Source organism: Bradyrhizobium valentinum, from assembly GCF_001440405.1.
Taxonomy (GTDB): domain Bacteria; phylum Pseudomonadota; class Alphaproteobacteria; order Rhizobiales; family Xanthobacteraceae; genus Bradyrhizobium; species Bradyrhizobium valentinum.
Window position 1 is genome coordinate 1 of the sequence record NZ_LLXX01000040.1, and the last position, 18,166, is coordinate 18,166.

At 56.9% G+C, this 18,166-nt stretch carries 14 protein-coding genes and 2 pseudogenes; 2 read left to right on the plus strand and 14 right to left on the minus strand.

Annotated features, from left to right (window positions below; all coding sequences use genetic code 11):
• The coding region (istA, locus tag CP49_RS07525; RefSeq protein ID WP_057849663.1) for an IS21 family transposase at window positions 1–1,091 on the minus strand (1,091 nt) is incomplete at its 3' end.
• A 672-nt stretch (window positions 1,092–1,763) separates the two neighbouring features.
• Window positions 1,764–1,904 (minus strand): hypothetical protein, encoded by a 141-nt coding sequence (locus CP49_RS44380; RefSeq protein WP_156438145.1) that lies wholly within the window; start codon window positions 1,902–1,904, stop codon window positions 1,764–1,766.
• Window positions 1,905–1,983: 79 nt separating this feature from the next.
• On the opposite strand from CP49_RS44380, the pseudogene CP49_RS49145 reads away from it, so the two are divergent.
• Together CP49_RS49145 and CP49_RS07530 are read left to right on the plus strand one after the other, a co-directional pair.
• Window positions 1,984–2,554 (plus strand): annotated as a pseudogene (locus tag CP49_RS49145) (transposase); the annotation flags it as partial.
• Window positions 2,555–2,833: 279 nt separating this feature from the next.
• Entirely contained in the window at window positions 2,834–3,790 is a 957-nt protein-coding gene (locus tag CP49_RS07530; RefSeq protein ID WP_057849664.1) for a cucumopine synthase-related protein, read from the plus strand.
• Window positions 3,791–4,937: 1,147 nt separating this feature from the next.
• Here the strand turns inward: CP49_RS07530 and CP49_RS07535 are convergent.
• From CP49_RS07535 to aepX, 12 genes and pseudogenes are all read right to left on the minus strand, one after another.
• The gene (locus tag CP49_RS07535; protein ID WP_057849665.1) at window positions 4,938–6,317 is read right to left on the minus strand and encodes an LLM class flavin-dependent oxidoreductase; all 1,380 of its coding nucleotides are present in this window, start codon (window positions 6,315–6,317) and stop codon (window positions 4,938–4,940) included.
• 212 nt (window positions 6,318–6,529) lie between these two features.
• The gene (locus CP49_RS07540; RefSeq protein WP_057849666.1) at window positions 6,530–7,660 is read right to left on the minus strand and encodes an aminotransferase-like domain-containing protein; all 1,131 of its coding nucleotides are present in this window, start codon (window positions 7,658–7,660) and stop codon (window positions 6,530–6,532) included.
• Entirely contained in the window at window positions 7,641–8,780 is a 1,140-nt protein-coding gene (locus CP49_RS07545; RefSeq protein WP_057849667.1) for an NAD(P)/FAD-dependent oxidoreductase, read from the minus strand. Before CP49_RS07545 ends, CP49_RS07540 begins: the two co-directional genes overlap by 20 nt.
• 30 nt (window positions 8,781–8,810) lie before the next feature.
• Entirely contained in the window at window positions 8,811–9,608 is a 798-nt protein-coding gene (locus CP49_RS07550; protein WP_057849668.1) for an SDR family NAD(P)-dependent oxidoreductase, read from the minus strand.
• Window positions 9,605–11,197, minus strand: coding sequence for a PLP-dependent transferase (locus CP49_RS07555; RefSeq protein ID WP_197423034.1), 1,593 nt, complete (start codon window positions 11,195–11,197; stop codon window positions 9,605–9,607). Before CP49_RS07555 ends, CP49_RS07550 begins: the two co-directional genes overlap by 4 nt.
• A 580-nt stretch (window positions 11,198–11,777) precedes the next feature.
• Window positions 11,778–12,535: pseudogene (locus CP49_RS42340) on the minus strand (IS5 family transposase).
• A gap of 147 nt (window positions 12,536–12,682) precedes the next feature.
• The gene (locus tag CP49_RS07570) at window positions 12,683–13,474 is read right to left on the minus strand and encodes a class I SAM-dependent methyltransferase (RefSeq protein WP_057849671.1); all 792 of its coding nucleotides are present in this window, start codon (window positions 13,472–13,474) and stop codon (window positions 12,683–12,685) included.
• A gap of 42 nt (window positions 13,475–13,516) precedes the next feature.
• Window positions 13,517–14,122: a CDP-alcohol phosphatidyltransferase family protein gene (locus CP49_RS07575; protein WP_057849672.1), complete on the minus strand. Its 606-nt coding sequence runs from the start codon at window positions 14,120–14,122 to the stop codon at window positions 13,517–13,519.
• A 7-nt stretch (window positions 14,123–14,129) separates the two neighbouring features.
• On the minus strand, window positions 14,130–14,930 hold the full coding sequence (locus tag CP49_RS07580) for a phosphocholine cytidylyltransferase family protein (protein WP_057849684.1): 801 nt from the start codon (window positions 14,928–14,930) through the stop codon (window positions 14,130–14,132).
• A gap of 183 nt (window positions 14,931–15,113) precedes the next feature.
• Window positions 15,114–15,416 carry a hypothetical protein gene (locus CP49_RS07585; RefSeq protein WP_057849673.1) on the minus strand — a complete coding sequence of 101 codons (303 nt, stop codon included), beginning with the start codon at window positions 15,414–15,416 and terminating at the stop codon, window positions 15,114–15,116.
• Window positions 15,417–15,461: 45 nt separating this feature from the next.
• Window positions 15,462–16,652, minus strand: coding sequence for a pyridoxal phosphate-dependent aminotransferase (locus CP49_RS07590; RefSeq protein WP_057849674.1), 1,191 nt, complete (start codon window positions 16,650–16,652; stop codon window positions 15,462–15,464).
• A 358-nt stretch (window positions 16,653–17,010) separates the two neighbouring features.
• Window positions 17,011–17,880, minus strand: coding sequence for a phosphoenolpyruvate mutase (gene aepX / locus CP49_RS07595; protein ID WP_057849675.1), 870 nt, complete (start codon window positions 17,878–17,880; stop codon window positions 17,011–17,013).
• Window positions 17,881–18,166: the final 286 nt, after the last annotated feature.

Consider the following 18,166-nt stretch of genomic DNA (forward strand, 5'->3'; position numbering starts at 1 on the left):
ATCGGCGCGGGGCGCGCGGCATAGTCGCTGTGATCCACCCGCACGGTGGTGTCGTCATAGACGGTGCGCACGAGCTCGGAGAAGTAACGGAAGCCGGTCGCGGGCAATGGCCGCAGATGCGACTTCTCCTCCTGGAACATGGCCTCGACCTGACGCCTCATGCTGCCATGGATGCGTTTGGAAGCCCAGTTCGTCTCCCAGTGCTCCAGAAAGCTGTTCTGAGCCTCGAGTGACTCGAGGCGCCGCCCGGCGAGCGCGGTGCCCTGGGTGTGCTGGATCGCGTTCTCCACGGTCCCCTTGCGGTTCGGGTCCCGCACCCGTGCCGGATCGGCGACGACGCCGTAATGCGCGAGCACCGCGCCGTAGAGCCGGTTGAGCTCGGGCTCGTAAAGGTCGGGCGTGACGACGCCTTCCTTCAGATTATCGAGCACGACATAGCCGACGGCGCCGCCAAAATATCGAAAAGCCCCTTCGTGGAGCTGTGCCCAGATCTGCTGGCTCGACTTCCAGACCACCCGCCGGAAGCTACGCCGCGAGTAGCGCAGGGTCATCACGAACAGGCGCGGCCGGCGGTAACGACCGCTCTTCGGATCACGGGTCAGCGCGCCTTCGCCATAATCGACCTGGGCTTCCTTGCCGGGGGCAAACTCGAGACGGTCAAACTGTTTGGGATCGATGTGGCGCAAGGCGCGCACGAAACGCTTGACGCTCTCGTAGCTGGCAGTGAAGCCGAGCTGATCAACCAGATCCTGGTAGATCGCCTGCGCATTGCGCTTCAGACGGACCTGCTGCTCGATCCATTCCCGATGCGGTTCACACGCTGAGCGGGCGAAATCAAACGTCTTGGCGGCCACCTTCATGCCGATAGCCGGCGGTCGCGGAGGTGGGGGAGTTTGGCCATCCGCGGCCTCGGAGCCGGCGGTCACCCCGGGGGAATTTGCCTCCGCCGCTCGCCGGGACACGAAAATCGCCTGGTAGCGCCGGATCGTCTTGCGGTCGATCCCCGTCAGCCGCTGGATCTCTCGTTGGCTCGTCTGGCGCTCAAGTAACGTAAATACGGTGCTTTGCAGATGCGGCTTCAAGACGTTCAACTCCCGGTCCCCTCTTCCCTAAAGGGGGCGAAAATAAACGTCCTGCTACGCGCTTTGCGGCCGATCAGCCGCCCAGCCAGGCGGAATCAGGTGGGGGAGTTTGAGGTGACCTCACCCAGGGGATTTTGACCGACCGTCGGGGCACGAGACCGCATCAAATGGATGTTCACAACCGACAAAGCCCGCGCCAAACTCGGCCGCGCATATCCAGCCATCGCCAAAGAGTCAAGATCACTGTGATGAACCACTAGCAGCATTGCGCAACTCCCTTCCGCAACTAGGACCTTCGGGCGGCAGATACCTGCGCTCTTTTGGAGCCGGCAATTTGCTCTTCCTGTCTGGACATCTCCCAGATTCTGACGGAGTGGCACGATATATGCGGAAATTGGGAAGAGACCTCACGACCGCTGAAGGATATGATGCGGTGCGCGCGTGATCAAGCAAATGCACGGAATATGCGAGCTCGAGTTGCTTCATGGCCTGCTTGATGTGCAGCATCACCTCACTGAGCTGCCGGCGCAACCCTTCCAGTGCCTGCTAAGCTCCTAATCGCGTCAGACCCTGGGCAGTCTCCTCGGAGACGCGTTCTGTCTGTCCTACTATCCAGCTCGTTGCTTCCAGCAAGCAGCGATAGTGCTGCGTCAGCCTGTCCTGGCGAACCGAGCTCTCGGATCAAGCGACCCGCCCCATATCCAGTAGCTTCACGCTCCGGGTGCTGTCGAGCAGCTTGGTTCCGACTGCTCCGGTGATGTTGGTGATCTTCTTCATGGGGCGGATCAGCACCCGAAGCTTGAGGATGAACAGCTGCAGCATCGTCTCGGCGGGACGGCATGCCGGCCGCAGCTTCGACTCTGGGGTCGCCGCCGTACCAGAGCTTCGTACACCGATCAGTCGACCTTCGATCAGTCCTGAGCTAATGATCCGGATACTCCTGATCGGCTCAGCTCCGATCGGAGCGGCGTCTGTACGATGAGGTTCACCTCAATTTGGCCGACCGGTGGTTCTGCCGGCTCGGTTTGGATAGGACGGTGTCAGATCGCTCGACGTCTCCAAGAAGAGGCATGACCGCTTCCGGGACAGCGATCTCTTCCTCATGTTCGACCGCGTCTGCGCCGCTGCATTAAGGAGCGGCTCTCGGTGGTGAAGGAGCCGCAGTCGTTGCGAGTCTGATCAGGGCCGATGTCAATCGGCAGAAAGGGATCGAAGGCGACAACGGGCTTCCACCGAACGCCGGCGGCCGCACAATCGATAAGTATCTGGCTGTCCTCGACGAGGTCGCTTTCGGAACAGCAACCGAGTTATCCCGAAGTTCGTGTTGCCCTCCGACCGGGCGGCCCGATGGACGGCGGCGCGCAGCGGCCCAAGCCTTATTCGCCTGCTCGACGAACTACCTCGTCGACGTCGAGAACGCCATCATGGTGGATGTTGAAATGACCACGCCTATCCGGCAGACGCAGCTGACTCATGTCTATGCCGAGATTGCTTACTGCTGCCTCCACAGGGATTGTCGATCCTCTATCGACCGCCCCAAGCTCATGCGAGGAAAAGCCTCACGTCGGCATTGATCTGATCCATCTTCGGCAGCGTCGGTCGACCGCCGGTAGCATGTCCAGATACAACTGATGGTTCCTGGATTGCACCTACCAAGCCTGGGGAGTAGTGCAAATTCCATATTACGCCCATGCTATAGAAGCTGACGCGAACGCTGATGCATAACTCGTTAAGCAGGAACAGGCAGGGACATGGCGTTTGAAAGCTTGAGGCAAGTGGTTAGGGCGGTAATCGAAGAAACAAATATAATTCGAACGGTCGAACCCGAAGAAGTCTACAAAATGCGTACCGGATCCATGGACAATAAGGCTGGTACGAATGGTCAGTACTTCACGACATGGGATTTCGCTAATGGCATGATCCGAGATATGTCAATGCATACATGGTACCACTTCGTCGAACTGGCCGAGAACGAAAACGTTCCGCTTGATCAACTCTATTACATCATCAACCTGTTCGACCATCCATACAGCAACTATCTTCGATACAGCGGCTTTCCCAGGTTGGGCAGCCTAGCGCTTGCGCTCCGTCAGCACCTACCGTCGGCGACAAGTCGAAAGGAAGCCGTCGATGCCGTGCGCGCATTTTGCGCCTATACAAACCTTCTCTCCGCCTGGTGTTTCCATTATTTCCCGTGGGGGCTGGGCACACAGGAATTCAGCTACGAAAGTTCAATCGGACCTTCACCCATCTTGCCGGATAAATCTCGTCGCATACAAATTCGCGACGGCCGCAAGATCAAGCTGACTTGGGAGGGTCTCGGCGTTACTGTGAATGCGCTCCTAGCGGTTAAGGAGAATCCAGAACTTTGCGACGATATAATCAATGCGTTGCCCTTTACGATTCTGCAGGACCATGCCGTGATCGGCGGTAAGTCCATGTACGGGTGGGCACCAGTGGTAAGCACAGCTCCCGTTCATGTGAAGGAGCGTCAATGCGATGCTCCACCTGGACGAATTCGTTTCTCTCAGGGAACGGGCAACAAGTTCATAGTTCAATATGGCGAGGCCACGGAGGATATCGCCATGCCGGTGCTCGGCGAAGTGCCGTCGGACGACATTGATCGGTTAGGCGCGGTCGGGCTTCATGTACTGAAGAGCACCTTCGAAACCAAAGAATTGATCTGGCTCAAGGTCGAACTCGCATGAGGCAAACGGTTCGAGGCATCATATGCATGTGCTCAGGCCTCGTTCCACCAACCGGTAGTCCATAATACGTATATCCCAAATTGTCGTAAAGTGTGTGCCTTGAACAACCCTCGGCCGTCCTGCAAGAGGTACGAGACCAATCCGGCGAGCACTGCGCGTCCTGCGTGGCCGGAAAGCCGCAAAGCGACTGGGCGGATACCGCGTTATCTCGCTGAACGGCGCCTATCAGGTCAAGGGTACATTCGCCTATAGAGCAAACTGATTAATCGCGCTCAGGGCGTTGCCCTGGGGGAGGTTGCCGCAATCTTGCTGTCGGGCTCCCGCCGACTTTTTTGGAGCTGTTCGCGCCTTCAAATTGAGAAGTGCACGAGATCTTTCGCGCTCTTCAGCCGGCATTGTAAGAACAAGCTGTAGTTGAAACGCCACGTACACCGACGTAAGATCAAAAACGCAGTCTGCACGTGGCATGGGTCTCATACCGCCCGATGCAACTGGGTCCCACTGACCATGCATGACAGTGTCGCCGCACCGGGACCGACGGCTCTCAAGCCGACAACGTCTGATAGTCCCAGTTTACGGACACGATATGATGTCGTGTTATTCGGTAGGCACTGCGCGATCGTGATAGTGTTACTGCGATACTGATGTTCGCAGGTACGCTAGCTTCGAAGCGGAGCTGAAAGTGGTGATGGCATCCTATTGATCGGATGCCCTATGGCTGAGTTCGGTCTCATCAGCCCGTAGGCTACTTTCTGCTTGAGCCACTCCATCCCAGAGAGACACGCTAACGTGCATCACTCTCTTCATTCATCCTAGGTATCGCCAGTGCCTCGCGACTCTCGGGTTGCCGAAGTAAGCAGCTGATCCTCTCCATCGGGGCTCGTGCGGCCCACAAACTCGTCGGCCAAAAGACGATGATCGCATGAGAGAAGGTTGACGCAAACTGCCTCGACGGCATCGGTAGTGGATAAGCCGAGATCGCTTTGTCCACGCACACAAGTAGCGCTGAGGTATCATCCGACGCGCTGCAGTACGAAGTCGCCGTAAGCCTCTCGGCTCTCATGCTCGCCCGACGGCAATGACCGTAACATTCTGGGCTACACGACGCATTGCTGAGCGAAATCCCGCTTGGCTGCTATCGATCGTTTCAAAGAAGATAGTTGTGGGGCGGCGCTCTTTTGCCTGCACCGGCCTGCGTGAACTGATTTACTGGCTGCTTGAGACCGAGGTTCTCTCTTAGTGTTTGTCCGCAGTATCCCGATCTGAATTTGCCTCGTCGACGTAATTCGGGAACGACGAGCTCCACAAAATCCTTGAGTCCGCTGGGAACGATCGCCGGCAATACGTTGAATCCGTCAGCCGCACGTTGATCAAATATATCCACCATGGTGTTGGCAATGTCCTCCGGTGTTCCGACAACCATCAGATGGCCATGACTGTCGGACACCAAGCGTATCAGTTGTCTCCAGGTGAGTTTTTGGCGAGCGGCCAGGTCGAGGAGCAGTTTCTGGCGACTCTGGATGAAGTTCGTCCGCGGTAATGTCTCTGGGACTAATGAGTCGAGATCCAATGAACGCAGGTCGGTGACAAACCCCAGCAAACGATCGGCCATCCCAATTAGAACGTCAGTGTGCGTATATGATTGTAGTCTTTCAAGCTTCTCATAAGCTTCTCGCTTGTTAGTTCCAACTATCGGGATAATGCCAGGCATTACTAACACCTGCTCGTCCGCCCGCCCAAGCGTGCGCGCTTTCTCTTTGAGAGTTGCGTAGTATCTTTTGCCGTTGTCTAAGGAAGGTTCGGCGGTGAACACGACCTCGGCGAGTTCTGCCGCGAACCGCATTCCGGCATCGGATGCGCCAGCCTGAACCAAAACCGGATACCCTTGGGGCGGCCTTGCGATGTTCAGTGGGCCTCTGACTGAGAAGTAATCGCCCCGATGGTTGAGCAAATGGAGCTTCGTGGTATCCGCGAAAACACCACTGTTCTTGTTGCGAATGAAAGCGTCGTCTTCCCACGTGTCCCAAAGACCCTTCACAACGTTTACGAATTCTCTCCCTCGATCATAGCGCTTGTCATGCTCTGGTAGGTCCTTTTCCCCGAAATTTGGAGATTCGAACTTATGTCCCGAGGTGACAATATTCCAGCCTGCACGTCCCCGCGATAGGTGGTCAAGTGAGGCGAACATGCGTGCAAGGTGATAAGGCTGATGATACGTCGTCGTCGCTGATGCGACAAGGCCGATGTGCCTTGTTCTCGATGAAAGGGCCGACAACAGGGTGATTGGCTCAAACCCATCGTTTCGGCTTACGCGAGCTATGGTTGCGTGGTCTTGATCTCTTACGCTTGGGCTATCATTGAGAAATACGAAATGAAATGCCGCACCCTCGGCAAGTGCTGCCAGATGCGCATAATGCTCGATATCAACTCCGCCATTCGCAGGCACACTCGAATCGCGCCATGCACCTTCATTATGCCCCGCCTGCAGGAGGAACACTCCGAGCTTCATTTCGTCGTTGCGCTGCATACGGTACCTTTCTTTGAAATTAGACTATCGTTGCGCCGCGTTCAGCTGATTGGTGATGTTCATTGGCGCCACCTCGACTTTCGTACCGACGAGTGCTTTCTGACAAAGACGCTCCGATACGAATTTGCCAATCCTCGGTCAATGTTATCCCGACGTCTTTTCAAGAACCGAAGCAAATCGGAACAACTAATTGCTTCAGTCTCTTTTTGGGATTAATCGCTGCAGTGAATCATCATTCGATCCCGCAGCTGTTTATAGATGCCGCGAATGACTTCGACCGCGTACCGCGTTTCAGCGAGATCCACAGGATCTCCAACGCCGGGCCGAATTCCATGGAAACGTGGCTCACGGTCACCAGCGTAAAGCTTGCTCGGCCGCACCAGGATTCCGGCCTCTCCAATCGCCCGGCTGAATTGCTCGCTATCGACGCCGGCCGGTGCCGGCAGCCAGAAATGAATGCCAGGTGAACCTTGAAATCCATCGATGTCCGAGAGGACTTCGGAAACGATCGCCTGTCTCTTTCTAAGTTCGATACGGGCCAACTCGAGAAGGGTCTGGGCAACGCCGGTTCGTATCCAACTAGTGATGACCGATGCCATCAGTGGCGCAGGATGCCAGGTTGAGATCGGCCGGAGGCGTTCCAAGATGTTTACCAACGCACGCTCGGACGGCGCGACAACAAACGCCATGCGGATGCCGAGGCTCAAATATTTCGATAGCCCCATCAAAAACCACGTAACATCGGGTGCCATCGTCGCAAACGAATCCGGCAAATTATCCAAATAGAGTGCTTGAGCCTCGTCTTCGATAATCTGAACACCGTATTTGCGCGCGATCTCCGTGATCGCTCTGCGTCTTTCGGTTGGCATCACATGGGCGGTCGGACTGTGAACGGTGCAATTTACATAGACTGCCTTCGGCGCATGTTGCTTGCATTTTCGCTCGAAATCGTCCGGAAGCAGGCCTTGTTGGTCAATTCGGACACCTTGCACTTCGACAGCTGCGATCTTGGCGAGGGTATAGACCTGCGGAAAGGTCAGTTCTTCCGTAAGGAGGACCTTCCCGGGTCCAACAAGAGAAGATGTTAGCAAAAGAATGCTGTTCATAGTGCCGTTAGTCACCATCACCCTATCCAGGCCAGGAGTGGGCCTGATACGGTTCCCGATCCATTCCACCCCAGCAGCTCGGTCCTCCTCGTTCCCGTGGTAACGGTGTTGACGAAACTGCCCAGCGAGGGTTTCGTCCGATTCCGCGAATGCTGCCCACGTCTTCTGAAGAGCCTCCGAAAACGCGGGCAGGTGTGGCGGCGTCGCTCGCATAAGGCTAACCTGCTTCCGGTCCATCTTCAGTACTCCTAAGAGTGTGTGTTTTGACGTCCGGTTTGAAGCGCGAAGTCCGGAATTCGGTCGGAAGTGCAGAACTCTTCCCAAGGATTTCGTTCGCACACAACATGCCAAGCAGGGGACCTATCGTGATCCCGCTATGGCATGCCGATACGTAAATTCGTTCCATTTCGGGGAGCCAGCCTGCGATTGGGAGTCCATCGACAGGCACGGGCCGACTAACTGCATAAGCTTGAATGTCTGGCGCCTGACTGATCGACGGCACGACTTTGGCTAGTTCTGCCGCGAGCCTCAGCGATTGCGTCAGCGCGTCGCCATCAGTGCCATCGAATGAGGCAGTGTGGTGACCTCCCATGACGCGCCCATTGGAGTCAGGTCGGAAATGGAGGTCCCCGGCATAGACGACGTGGTTCAAAATCGACGGCTGAATTGACGCGGTAAACAGGATTCCAGGATCCTTCGCGACGTCGATCTTGCAGCCTAGTGCTTTGGTGAGAGTCGACGTGCCAGATCCTGCCGCGAGGCAAACGAAAGTGCCATGAAGGTTGCCGGCGCTGGTGGTAACACACACTTCATCCCGCCGCGTGTCAATGTGCAGAGCCGTTGCCGTTACTACCGCAAGCAGTCCGGTATCTATCGCAGCCTGCCTGAGGCGCCCAATAAATGGGATGCTGTCGATCCACCCCTCTTCTGTCAGTCGTATGATGGGACCTTCAACTTCCCCTAGGCGTAGATTCGGCTCCAAACGCCGCTGTACGTCGCCGGGTGTCCAATATTCGACAGCGACACCCATCCGTTGAAGACGAGACGCAAAATATTGAATTGTCTCTCTGGTTGACCCGGTGTCGCCCCAACGAAGCGTACCCGACAAATGAACATGGTTCGCGGCGCGGACTTCCTCTGCGAGTGTCACGCTGAAGTTGATAGCCTTTCTTCGAAAACTGAAATACGGTTCTTCAACAAAGCTGAAGTAATTAATGCACGCAAATGTGAACGATGATCCAATGCCTATTGGAGCGTGTTCATCAACGATGACGACTTCGCAACCGTTCTTCGTAAGATGATAGGCGATTGAGGTCCCCACGATCCCGCCGCCAACAATAATCACCCTCACTGCCATATCCGCTTCTCCTACGTGGTGCTGCCGTATCTATCTGCACGCCGTAACGCCGCCATCGACATAGAGAATTTGCCCAGTCACAAAGCGCGACAGCGCCGATGCAAGGAAATGTACCGCGCCCGCGACATCGGCTGGTGTTGCCAAGCGACCGAGAGGGACATCCGCCGTAGCCCGCTGAAACGTCGTTGCGTCGATAGCTTTGTCGCTCTTATGAGTTCGTACCGCACCCGGCGCGATACCGTTCACGGTGATGCCGTAGGGCGCCAATTCGGTTGCGTGCTGCTTCAAAAGAACAGCCAGCCCCCCCTTTGCAGCGCAGAAGGCGCTGTATCCACGGTTTCTAAAGCCGAGTGATGATCGAACCGAAAGAAGATGAATCTGGCTGCCGCCCATTCCGGCCGCAACTTGATGAGCGGCCACCGCCTGAGAAAGGAACATTCCAGCGCGCAATGTCCTGGAATAGACCTCATCGAAAGCTTCCTCCGTTACCTCGAGCAGCGTCTGCTCTTTATTGGAACCGACGCAGTTCACCAGAATGTCGATCGAACCATATTGCTGCTTCAGAGAAGCAGAGAGATCTCGCACTGCGCTGACATCGCACGCGTCGAGCTCGACACCATGGACGGAGAAGCCTTTGTCGCTTAGTTCAGTGGCAAGAGCTCGCGCCCGGTCGCCACTTCGTCCTGCAACGATGCTGGTCGCACCGGCATTGGCCAACGTTTCTGAGATCGTTGTGCCGATCGCTCCGTAGCCGCCGACGACCAATGCCACTTTGCCAAGCAGGCTCATCGCATGCTGGGGCTGCATATCCACTCTCTGCATGGTCATTTCGGTGTTCCCTGGGTTGGCGCGACAGCCTGCGTGACGCCGGTCGAGCTATCCCGGCTTACGCGGGTTGCATGCCATTCGGCGGAACCGTATTGGCCCTTGAAGACCGGCCCGAGATGTTCCTTGGCGGCGCCGCCCAGTCGGACTGTTCCACTGATGGAGCCGTCTTCTGCGAATTCGCCCTCGAACCCGTAGAACAGGCAAATCGGTACCTGCTCGTGCGCAGCCTCGAGTTGGATATGACGGCCCCGAACCTCACCAGATACGACGCCGACGGAGGATACCGTGTGATGGACGCCAGATATGAGGTCGCGGTTCTGCTGAATGCTCAGATGGTGTGTCGCCGCACCATGAAGGAATTGCATTTCGACACGCCAACTGCCCGAGACATTGACTTCTGCAGGGAGGTTGGGGCCAGGTTGAGCGATGGACTGGGGCTTACAAAATGCGGTTGCCAAAGCGCGGCCGACGATCTCCGCCTCGTTGTCAGAGAGATTCACGGGATCCAGTATGATCGAGGTAGGGGTGGACCAAAAATCGTGGATTAGGATGCGCGGTCGTTGCTGTAGCAGCGCGAGCCTTAGGTCTTCCGCATCAAACGGAATAACAGCCGCATCCCAAATGACTTTCAGCCGAATAGCTGTTACAGAACCCGCCCAGGACAGCACTTCCGTGGTGACGCCTGGCAGCAAGCTGAGGTGAGCCTCAATCCGCTTCAATCGCGGAAGCCACTGGTCGCGTTCGTCTTTCGCCGACTGAAAATTGATCCAGCGATCGAGCGCGATTACGGCCCCAACCACCTCCTCCTTGCCGACCTTCATTGACCGGCCAAGTGCCTGGTGAGGCGCTCCATTCCACCAGATCGCCTTGCAGAGCCGCTTCTTCCCAAGTGCGATCGCAGTGGATTGTGGCGCACGGATATATTTGCCACCTGCGTAGACCACCAAGTCGGCTCCGTTCTTGATCCAGCGATCCGGCTTTTCTGGCGAAAGGCCGGCGGCATCGACGAGAACGGGCACACCGTGCGCGCGCGCGAAGGGGAGGAGCGAACTTATTGGTAATACCGACGCAGCGTCCATGCGACCGAGCAGGCAGATCATCGCGACGCGTCCATCCAATGCCTGCGCCAACTCCGCTGTCGTGCCAATGCTGACAATCTCGGCGCCCGCGACGCGGATCGCCTGTTCGTAAGCAAAACGTTGATCGGAGGGGATCAACACCTTATTGGGCAGCCCCGATGTGTCCGGCAACCGCAACATTAGCTCCGGATTGTTTCCGGCAATGCACGCTGCAGTGGTTAACGCTAGCGTTGCTGCAGTGCCGGCGGTGACGACACCCCATTCGGCGCCGGTGAGTTCAGCTATCTTCTGGCCTGCGGCTTCAGCGAGCTCGTCTATGTCGACGAAAGCCTCGGCAGCCGCGTTCATTGCGGCGATGACCTCGGCGCTCGGATTGCTTGCTCCATAAATCGTGCGGACACCGGCGCATTGAATGAACGGCTCGACGCCAATTTCTCGATAGATCCAGCCGCGCGTGTGGTCTCGTTCGGACAGATTGCGTGCTTCCAGGAATTCAAGCCGCGTATTCATGCCGACCCCTCGTTGCAAGTACGGTGGATGTGGCGCAATCATGCTTTCCTCACGTTTATCAACCGATAGGTGACATGCTTCTGTCATCTAGATCAATTGCTAGCGTTGGTAGTTGACTGCGGCGCAATTTCTTGCATGTCCTTCGATCAATGGGACGCTCAGTCGGTAAGGTTGCGGAGTTTCTTGCAGTGTTCGAGACTGGATTTGACTACGTCTCTTAGCGCAATTGATAATTGGAGTCGCGGCTGCGACCATGATCGATGGACAACTCGAACCGGATTCAAATGTGTCCCGAGGAAGCGTACGGCGCGGGCGACGGAGCCGGGGGTATAGTCGCTGACATGGTAACCGGCTGCTCGTAATTTCGTATATTCACGACCGCTCGGGTGATGGAAACGCTACGCAGTCAATCGGCCTACCTTGAGCAAGTCGCGACCTCGCTCTTGCAGGCATCGTCGACGTTCAATGCCCGGAGTTTTCGATCGCCGCACTGCTGCCCCGTGCAGAACCGTTGACTACTGTCACTTTGCGCTCCTGAGTTTCTTGAGCCTACTAAATTAGACTAAACTAGGGCCTGTCCTCAATCGAGCCAGATGATAGCGGCCGCGAGGTGAATTGCGGCGAGGAAAGTTCTGGCGGTTTTGTCGTAGCGGGTTGCGATGGCGCGGTATTCCTTGAGCTTGCAGAAGAAGTTTTCGATGAGATGGCGTGCCTTGTAGGCTTCTCTGTCGAAGTCGCGTTGGAGCTTGCGGTTGCTCTTGGGCGGGATCACGAACGACTTTCCCCGTGCAAGCAACGGCTCGATCACCCGGTTGTCGGCATCGAAGGCCTTGTCAGCCAGCAAGGCCTCGGCCGCCATATCCGGCAGCAGCGCGTCAGCGCCTTCCAGATCATGGGCTTGTCCCGGCGTCAGGATGAAGTCCAGCGGATTGCCCAACGCATCGACAAGCGCATGAATCTTGGTGCTCAGCCCGCCTTTGCTGCGCCCAATCGCCTGGCCTTCGCCGTCTTTTTTTGTGCGCCGGCACTGTGCTGATGCGCTCGCACGATCGTGCTGTCGATCATGGCGTACTCATTGTCCGCATCGTTCGCCAGCATCTCAAACAGCATCTTCCACACGCCGCTCTTGGCCCAGCGTGAGAAGCGCGTATGGATCTTGATCGGGTCGCCAAAGCGTTCGGGCAAGTCCCGCCAAGGGATGCCGGCCCGATAACGGTAGATCACCGCCTCTACAAATAACCGATTGTCCTTGGCTGTTGCCCCGACATGCCCTTCACGGCCGGGCAAAATATCCTTGATCCTGTCCCATTGATCGTCCCGAAGGGCGTAGCGGCGCATCTGTCAGCTCCGAATCAGCTGACCGCCTATGAATCACGCGATAATCTGCTTGGGAATCCTCAATTGAGGACAGGCCCTAGAGTACTCCGAGCAGTAAAATGATGTGAGGTGATCTTGTCCAAGAACATCGAAATGGCAGCACTGCGCTTAGGGTCTATATCCGAGCAAGGTCCTGATGTGACCTCGTTCCACAAAAAAGCCAGATGGCGAATACGACAGTAACAATCGACGAATACGAGCCGTAAAGTCGTCACGGCGATCTCCGAGAGTACCAGGTGCACCTGCAGACGTTGAGTTGAGGTAGCCAAGAAGGTCTTCAATGTTCCATTGATGCTCGTAATAGTGACGAAGCTCCGTGATTTCGCTGAAGTCGGAAGCGCGAAGGACTTCTCGATCGGACGCCATCAGTACAGGCCGAACGGCTTCGGGACCTGCCGGAAGGCGTCCTCCCCAGAACTCCTTAATGTCGCTCATCATGGCGTTATACCATTCTTCAGGTTCCGCACCATCCCGCTCGCGGTAGATGATCGCAACGCAGCCATCCGACTTAAGCACTTGGGCGAGCTTTGCCAGCACCGTCTCTCGATCCATCCAGAGGAAAGAGCTCGCAATTGTAGCGATATCTAATGGTGACATTGGTTCGCTTAGGTCTTCAGATCGCGACAGTAGAAACGCTATATTCTTGACTCCTGCGTCCTCCGCCATTCGCCTTCCTTCCTCGATCATTTCGTCGCTTGGATCGACGGAAAGCACGTCCGCAACCGAATGCGCCAAGGGAATACCGATCTGTGCCGTGCCCGCACCAAGATCGAGCGCACGACTCTTCTTGGTGAGGCTGCAAACCCGAACCAATGATCGGAACAAGTCTTCTGGATACGGTATCCTGTATCGTGCGTAGTAGGGCGCCGCACCACGAAACAATTCACTCGCTACGATCATGCCTATCTCCGTCCATCGTGTCTTAATCGCCTCACGGGCTGCTCAAAGGGAACGACCGACCAAAGCTGCCGACGACGCGACGGCGAAGAAGCTGATGGCCGCATACATTGCTGTGTTCGGTGATGGCACACGAATAGACGCTACGTGGGCGACAGCGAGTAGCAAGAAGCAGATGTTGACGACCCCCGCAAATACTTCAACAGGGATAAGAGGTTGGAGGAGGAACAACAGAGCCAATAGCGGCACATCGTATGACAAGGGTACACCTAAGAAGCGCCCATCGGACGACCTGCCGAAGTTCGCAAAGTAGCTAAGCCTAGTCGCTCCCGCCACGAGTAGGGCGGTTGCGGTCGCCAGGGCAAGAAGGGAGGCGTGGCTGAGCTGGATCACAATTGCTGCGGGCAAGACGGCTCCGTAGATAATGTCGCCGAACCCGTCGAGGCTCTTTCCCATTTTCGCAACATCTGGGTCTCGATTCTTCGTGCGAGCTGCCACCACCCCATCGAGGTGATCTGATAAGACAGCCCAAAGCGCCACCGCCACTGACAGCTCAAGGTGCTCGGAGAGTGCGAGGAATAGGCTGACGGAAGAAAAAAGAAGACCTCCGGTGGTTATGGCGTTCGCTGGATCCCACAGGTATTTTAGCATTGTGCCCTCACTTATTATGCGGCTCACGCGGCTGGCCGAAAGCTTTCGCTCCTGTGAAAATGCGCTCTGCGATGCGCAGATCTTCGGTGCTGTCGATTTCGTACCACCTGAGATCGTTGCATCGCGCCGCTGCGAGCTGTAGGCCACGCCTTTCCACCAGATAGGCAAGAAGCTCCTCTGTATAGGCCTGCGTAGCTCCGGACCCGATGATATCGTTCAGCGCTGGAACGATCGTTGACCTAAGGGTCGGCGCCGAGAATCGTAGCAGGTTCATCGTCTTGAAAAGACTTGGGCCATCCGCGAAAAGGTTCGCTGCGGTTTGCTTTATGCGGAAACCTGAGATGAAGCCGCTATCCGACAACAGAACTGCCGACCCTTCCATCAATTCATCGAAGGGAGCGACTGCAGCCACATCGGTCGCTTGGCTGAACATCAGGTAGCGCAACGCATCCGTCTCGAAGAAAACGTCGCCCTCGAGAAGAAAGCAGTCTCCGGAAAGAAGCGCGTCACGCGCCAGCCACAGGGAATAGGCGCTGCCGGTACGGTCGAAGACGGACGACTCGACATAGCTGATTTCGAGCTCGCCAAAGCGGCTGCCGCAGGCATATTGAATGGCGTCCTTGCGATAGCCGACGACGATGGTCACCTCTTGGACGCCGACTGCCTCCAGGTTTCGCAGAGCATTGTGGAGGATCGGTGTGCCGTTGACTTCGACCAGGGGCTTCGGCCGCAGATCCGTCAACGGTCGGAGGCGAGAACCGACGCCGGCAGCGAGAATGACGGCTCTCTTGGGAGCATTGGTAATCATTTCATTCCCCTTCATCGTCGTGGGATATCGCGTCGTCATTCCCAGGCATTGAGGACTTTGACGAGCCGCCTCACGCCGTTCTCGCGCTTTTCGGGTGGAATTACCTAGGAGAGGCGAACGGCTGCGGGCGGCCCGATGCGGTGCCGGATACGGGCTCGCCGCCCGACTTCGGCAACCGCGTGTTCACGTTGTCATCGGCTGTCGTTGGCCGCCTTTTCCGAATGTTCGCGACCGGCGCGGTGTGGTCTGACTGCGGAAAAACCGTTCGGCTACACGGAGGTCTGCCGTGCCATCGATCTCGAACCTGAGGTCGCCCTTAATCCTCGGCTCACCGTCGCCGATCAAGCAGGCAAGAACCCGTTCGACATAGGCGGTGATAGGCGTGCCATGCATTTCGATTAACGGATTTGGCCGGGTCTCGGTCAGACGCCGCAGGGGCGAGCCGAGTCCCGCAAGGATGATGGCCTGGTTTGGAATGTCGAGCATGATGTCAACCCTCTTCAATCAAAGGCACCTTGCGGAGCCAATAATTCAGTTCCACGTGTTCAGAGTTGCGGTCAGGCACCGCAAGCCTTTGTCGAGTAGTTCGAGATTGATGCCGTAGGAGAGTCGGACAGCGGCGGGGTCGCCAAAGGCTGTTCCCGAAACCGTTGCGACACCAGCGTCCATCAGCAACGTTTTAACGACGTCATCGGCGCTGAATTCGCGGCCATGGGCCTTGGCCTGCCGCTGCAATTCGCTGAGATCGAGATAGAAGTAAAATCCACCTTGGGCGGCAGGTTGGGGTACCGATGTCAGCGTTGAAAGGATCGAAAGCCCGAGCGCCCGCGCGTTGGCAACGTGGCGCTGCAATTGCAGCTGGAAAGCAGGATCGCCGGACTCTAGGTGATGGAGCAGCGCATACTGCGCAATGACATTGGCATTGGAGGTTGTATGGCTTTGTAGCGCCTTAACCGCGCTGATGACCGCCTTGGGGCCAGCGAGATAGCCAATCCGCCAGCCGGTCAGGGCCAGCGACTTGGAAAACGAATTGACGATCAAAGTACGATCGCGCGCCCGGGGCGCCACCGAGACGATCGGATGATGGGTATGTGGGGCATGGGCGAAAGTCCCGTAGCATTCATCGAAAATGATCCAGAGATTCCGGTCGATGGCGAGTTGGGCAATGCCAGCAAGAGTGTCGCGGTCGTAGATCGCACCGGTCGGATTGTTCGGCGTGTTGACCACGATCGCCTTAGTCTTTGGTGTAACGGCCGCGGCCAGGTCCGTAAGTCTCGGCACATAGCTATTGTGCCGGGTCTCGATAAACACTGGCGTGCCGCCGGCAACGACGATCTGGGCCGGGAAAGTAGTCCAGTAGGGGGCCGGGATCAGCACTTCGTCCCCGGGATTCAGAAGAGCCATGGCCGCATTGAAGAGCGCCTGTTTGGCGCCGTTCGTCACCGCGATTTCGTTAGCCGACCAGGGTTGAGCGGTCTCAGCGGAAATCTTGCGAGCAAGCGCATGTCGCAACTCCATTAGACCGAGCGTGTCAGTGTAGCGGTTGACGTTGCGATTAATTGCGGCGATCGCGCCCTCGCGCACCGAGGGCGCCAGGTCGCTCCAGATCTCTCCGGCGGTCAGATCGATGATTTCCTTGCCGTTCGCAGCGGCTGCTTTGGCAGCGGTTCTCGCCGCGGCGGTACCTGACGATTTGAACAGAACTGTCCGTTGCGCCAACATGAGCGCTCTCCGTCGATTCAATGATTGCTGCTGTAGCGTGAGGTCTAGCGGAATCCTTTTGCGACCCGACAATTCAAGGAGACGGATCATCGTCCGTTTCGGCCGTTCTCCGAGAGAGAAATAAGCTCCTGCTCTTCTTCGGTGACTAGGTGGCCATTGAGATAGGAGATCGGACCGAGATACGGCAGCATGCACAGGTCGACCGAGTAAGAGCTGGGGCGCCATTTGATGGTACGTCCAATGCCAGGAGGGCAAAGAAGTGCTTCGTTTTTTGATTGCAGTGGAGCGTGACGATAGGGCAGGCGGTCGCATCGCAGCAGTCCTTCGAGAATGAGTATGTTGTTGTGTGGATGACAAGCTATTGCCGTGGGTCAGGGGGGTGGAGATATCGCGCTTCCGCACGGGCGAGCTCGTCGTACCTCAACAAATCGAAGACCTCATCGAGCGTTGCGATATCTGGCTCAATGCCGGCAATGCCGTCCTCGGCGATAATGCGGCCGCAGACGTGCCGCATTGCCGCTATTGCAGCTCGCATGGAATGGTTGGCCCAAATCACTGTGGAGATGCCGGCATCACGATATGCAGAGACCGGTGTTCGATAGTATTTCGTTGGAACGATTACGACGGGCAGGCAGTTCTGCCAGGTACTCGCGAACGAGAGGATCTCGTCCGCGGTGCTCTTACGCGAGTGAATGAGGATCGCGTCGGCTCCCGCGGCTGCGTAAGCGCTAGCGCGTAAAATTGCCTCGTCCATTCCATGGCCGGCGATCAGCGCTTCGATCCGTGCCACGAGGACCAAGTTCTCCGCGACTGTATCTTTCACTGCCCGCAGCCGGCCGGAAAATTCATCGATATCGGCTAGAGGATGCCGATCGCCAACAAACGAGTTCATCTTCGGAAAACAGCTGTCCTCCAGCGCAATCCCGGCAGCGCCACGCTGACGGAGTTTGCGCGCCAAGAGGCGCGCATTGTTGAAATTCCCGAAGCCGCCATCGCCATCAACGAGCACGGGAAGCTCCGTCGAGTCCACGATGCGCTCGACCACGTCGACGAGTTGGTTCCATGACGCTTCGTTGGCATCGCGGTAGCCGAGAGAGCAGGCAATTGACAGGCCCGACGCCCACAGACCTTTAAAGCCTGCCCGCTTGGCGATTGCGCCGGAGAGCGCATCATGAGCTTCCATGAGGAAGGAGAGCTCGCGGTTGGAGCAAATCTCGGCGCGCAGCATTTCTGCAAGTGAGGAGTCAGCGTATCGATCAGGGCCGTTGGCAAGAAAAGATTGTGATTGATTTTGCATGCTACTCCTTGCAGGTGCCTTCGACCGGCCGGACATTCAGGGCGTGCTTCGCCCAGTTCTTGATCGAGGCAAGCCGCTCGGGCAATCCCGCAGCCCAACCGTAGGTGACATCCTTCTGTCATCTCGATCAATTGCTAGCGTTGGTAGTTGACTGGATCGTAACGTGTTGCAAGTCGAAATAGGATACCGCGGGAGTCGGGGCTAAGTCCTAACAATC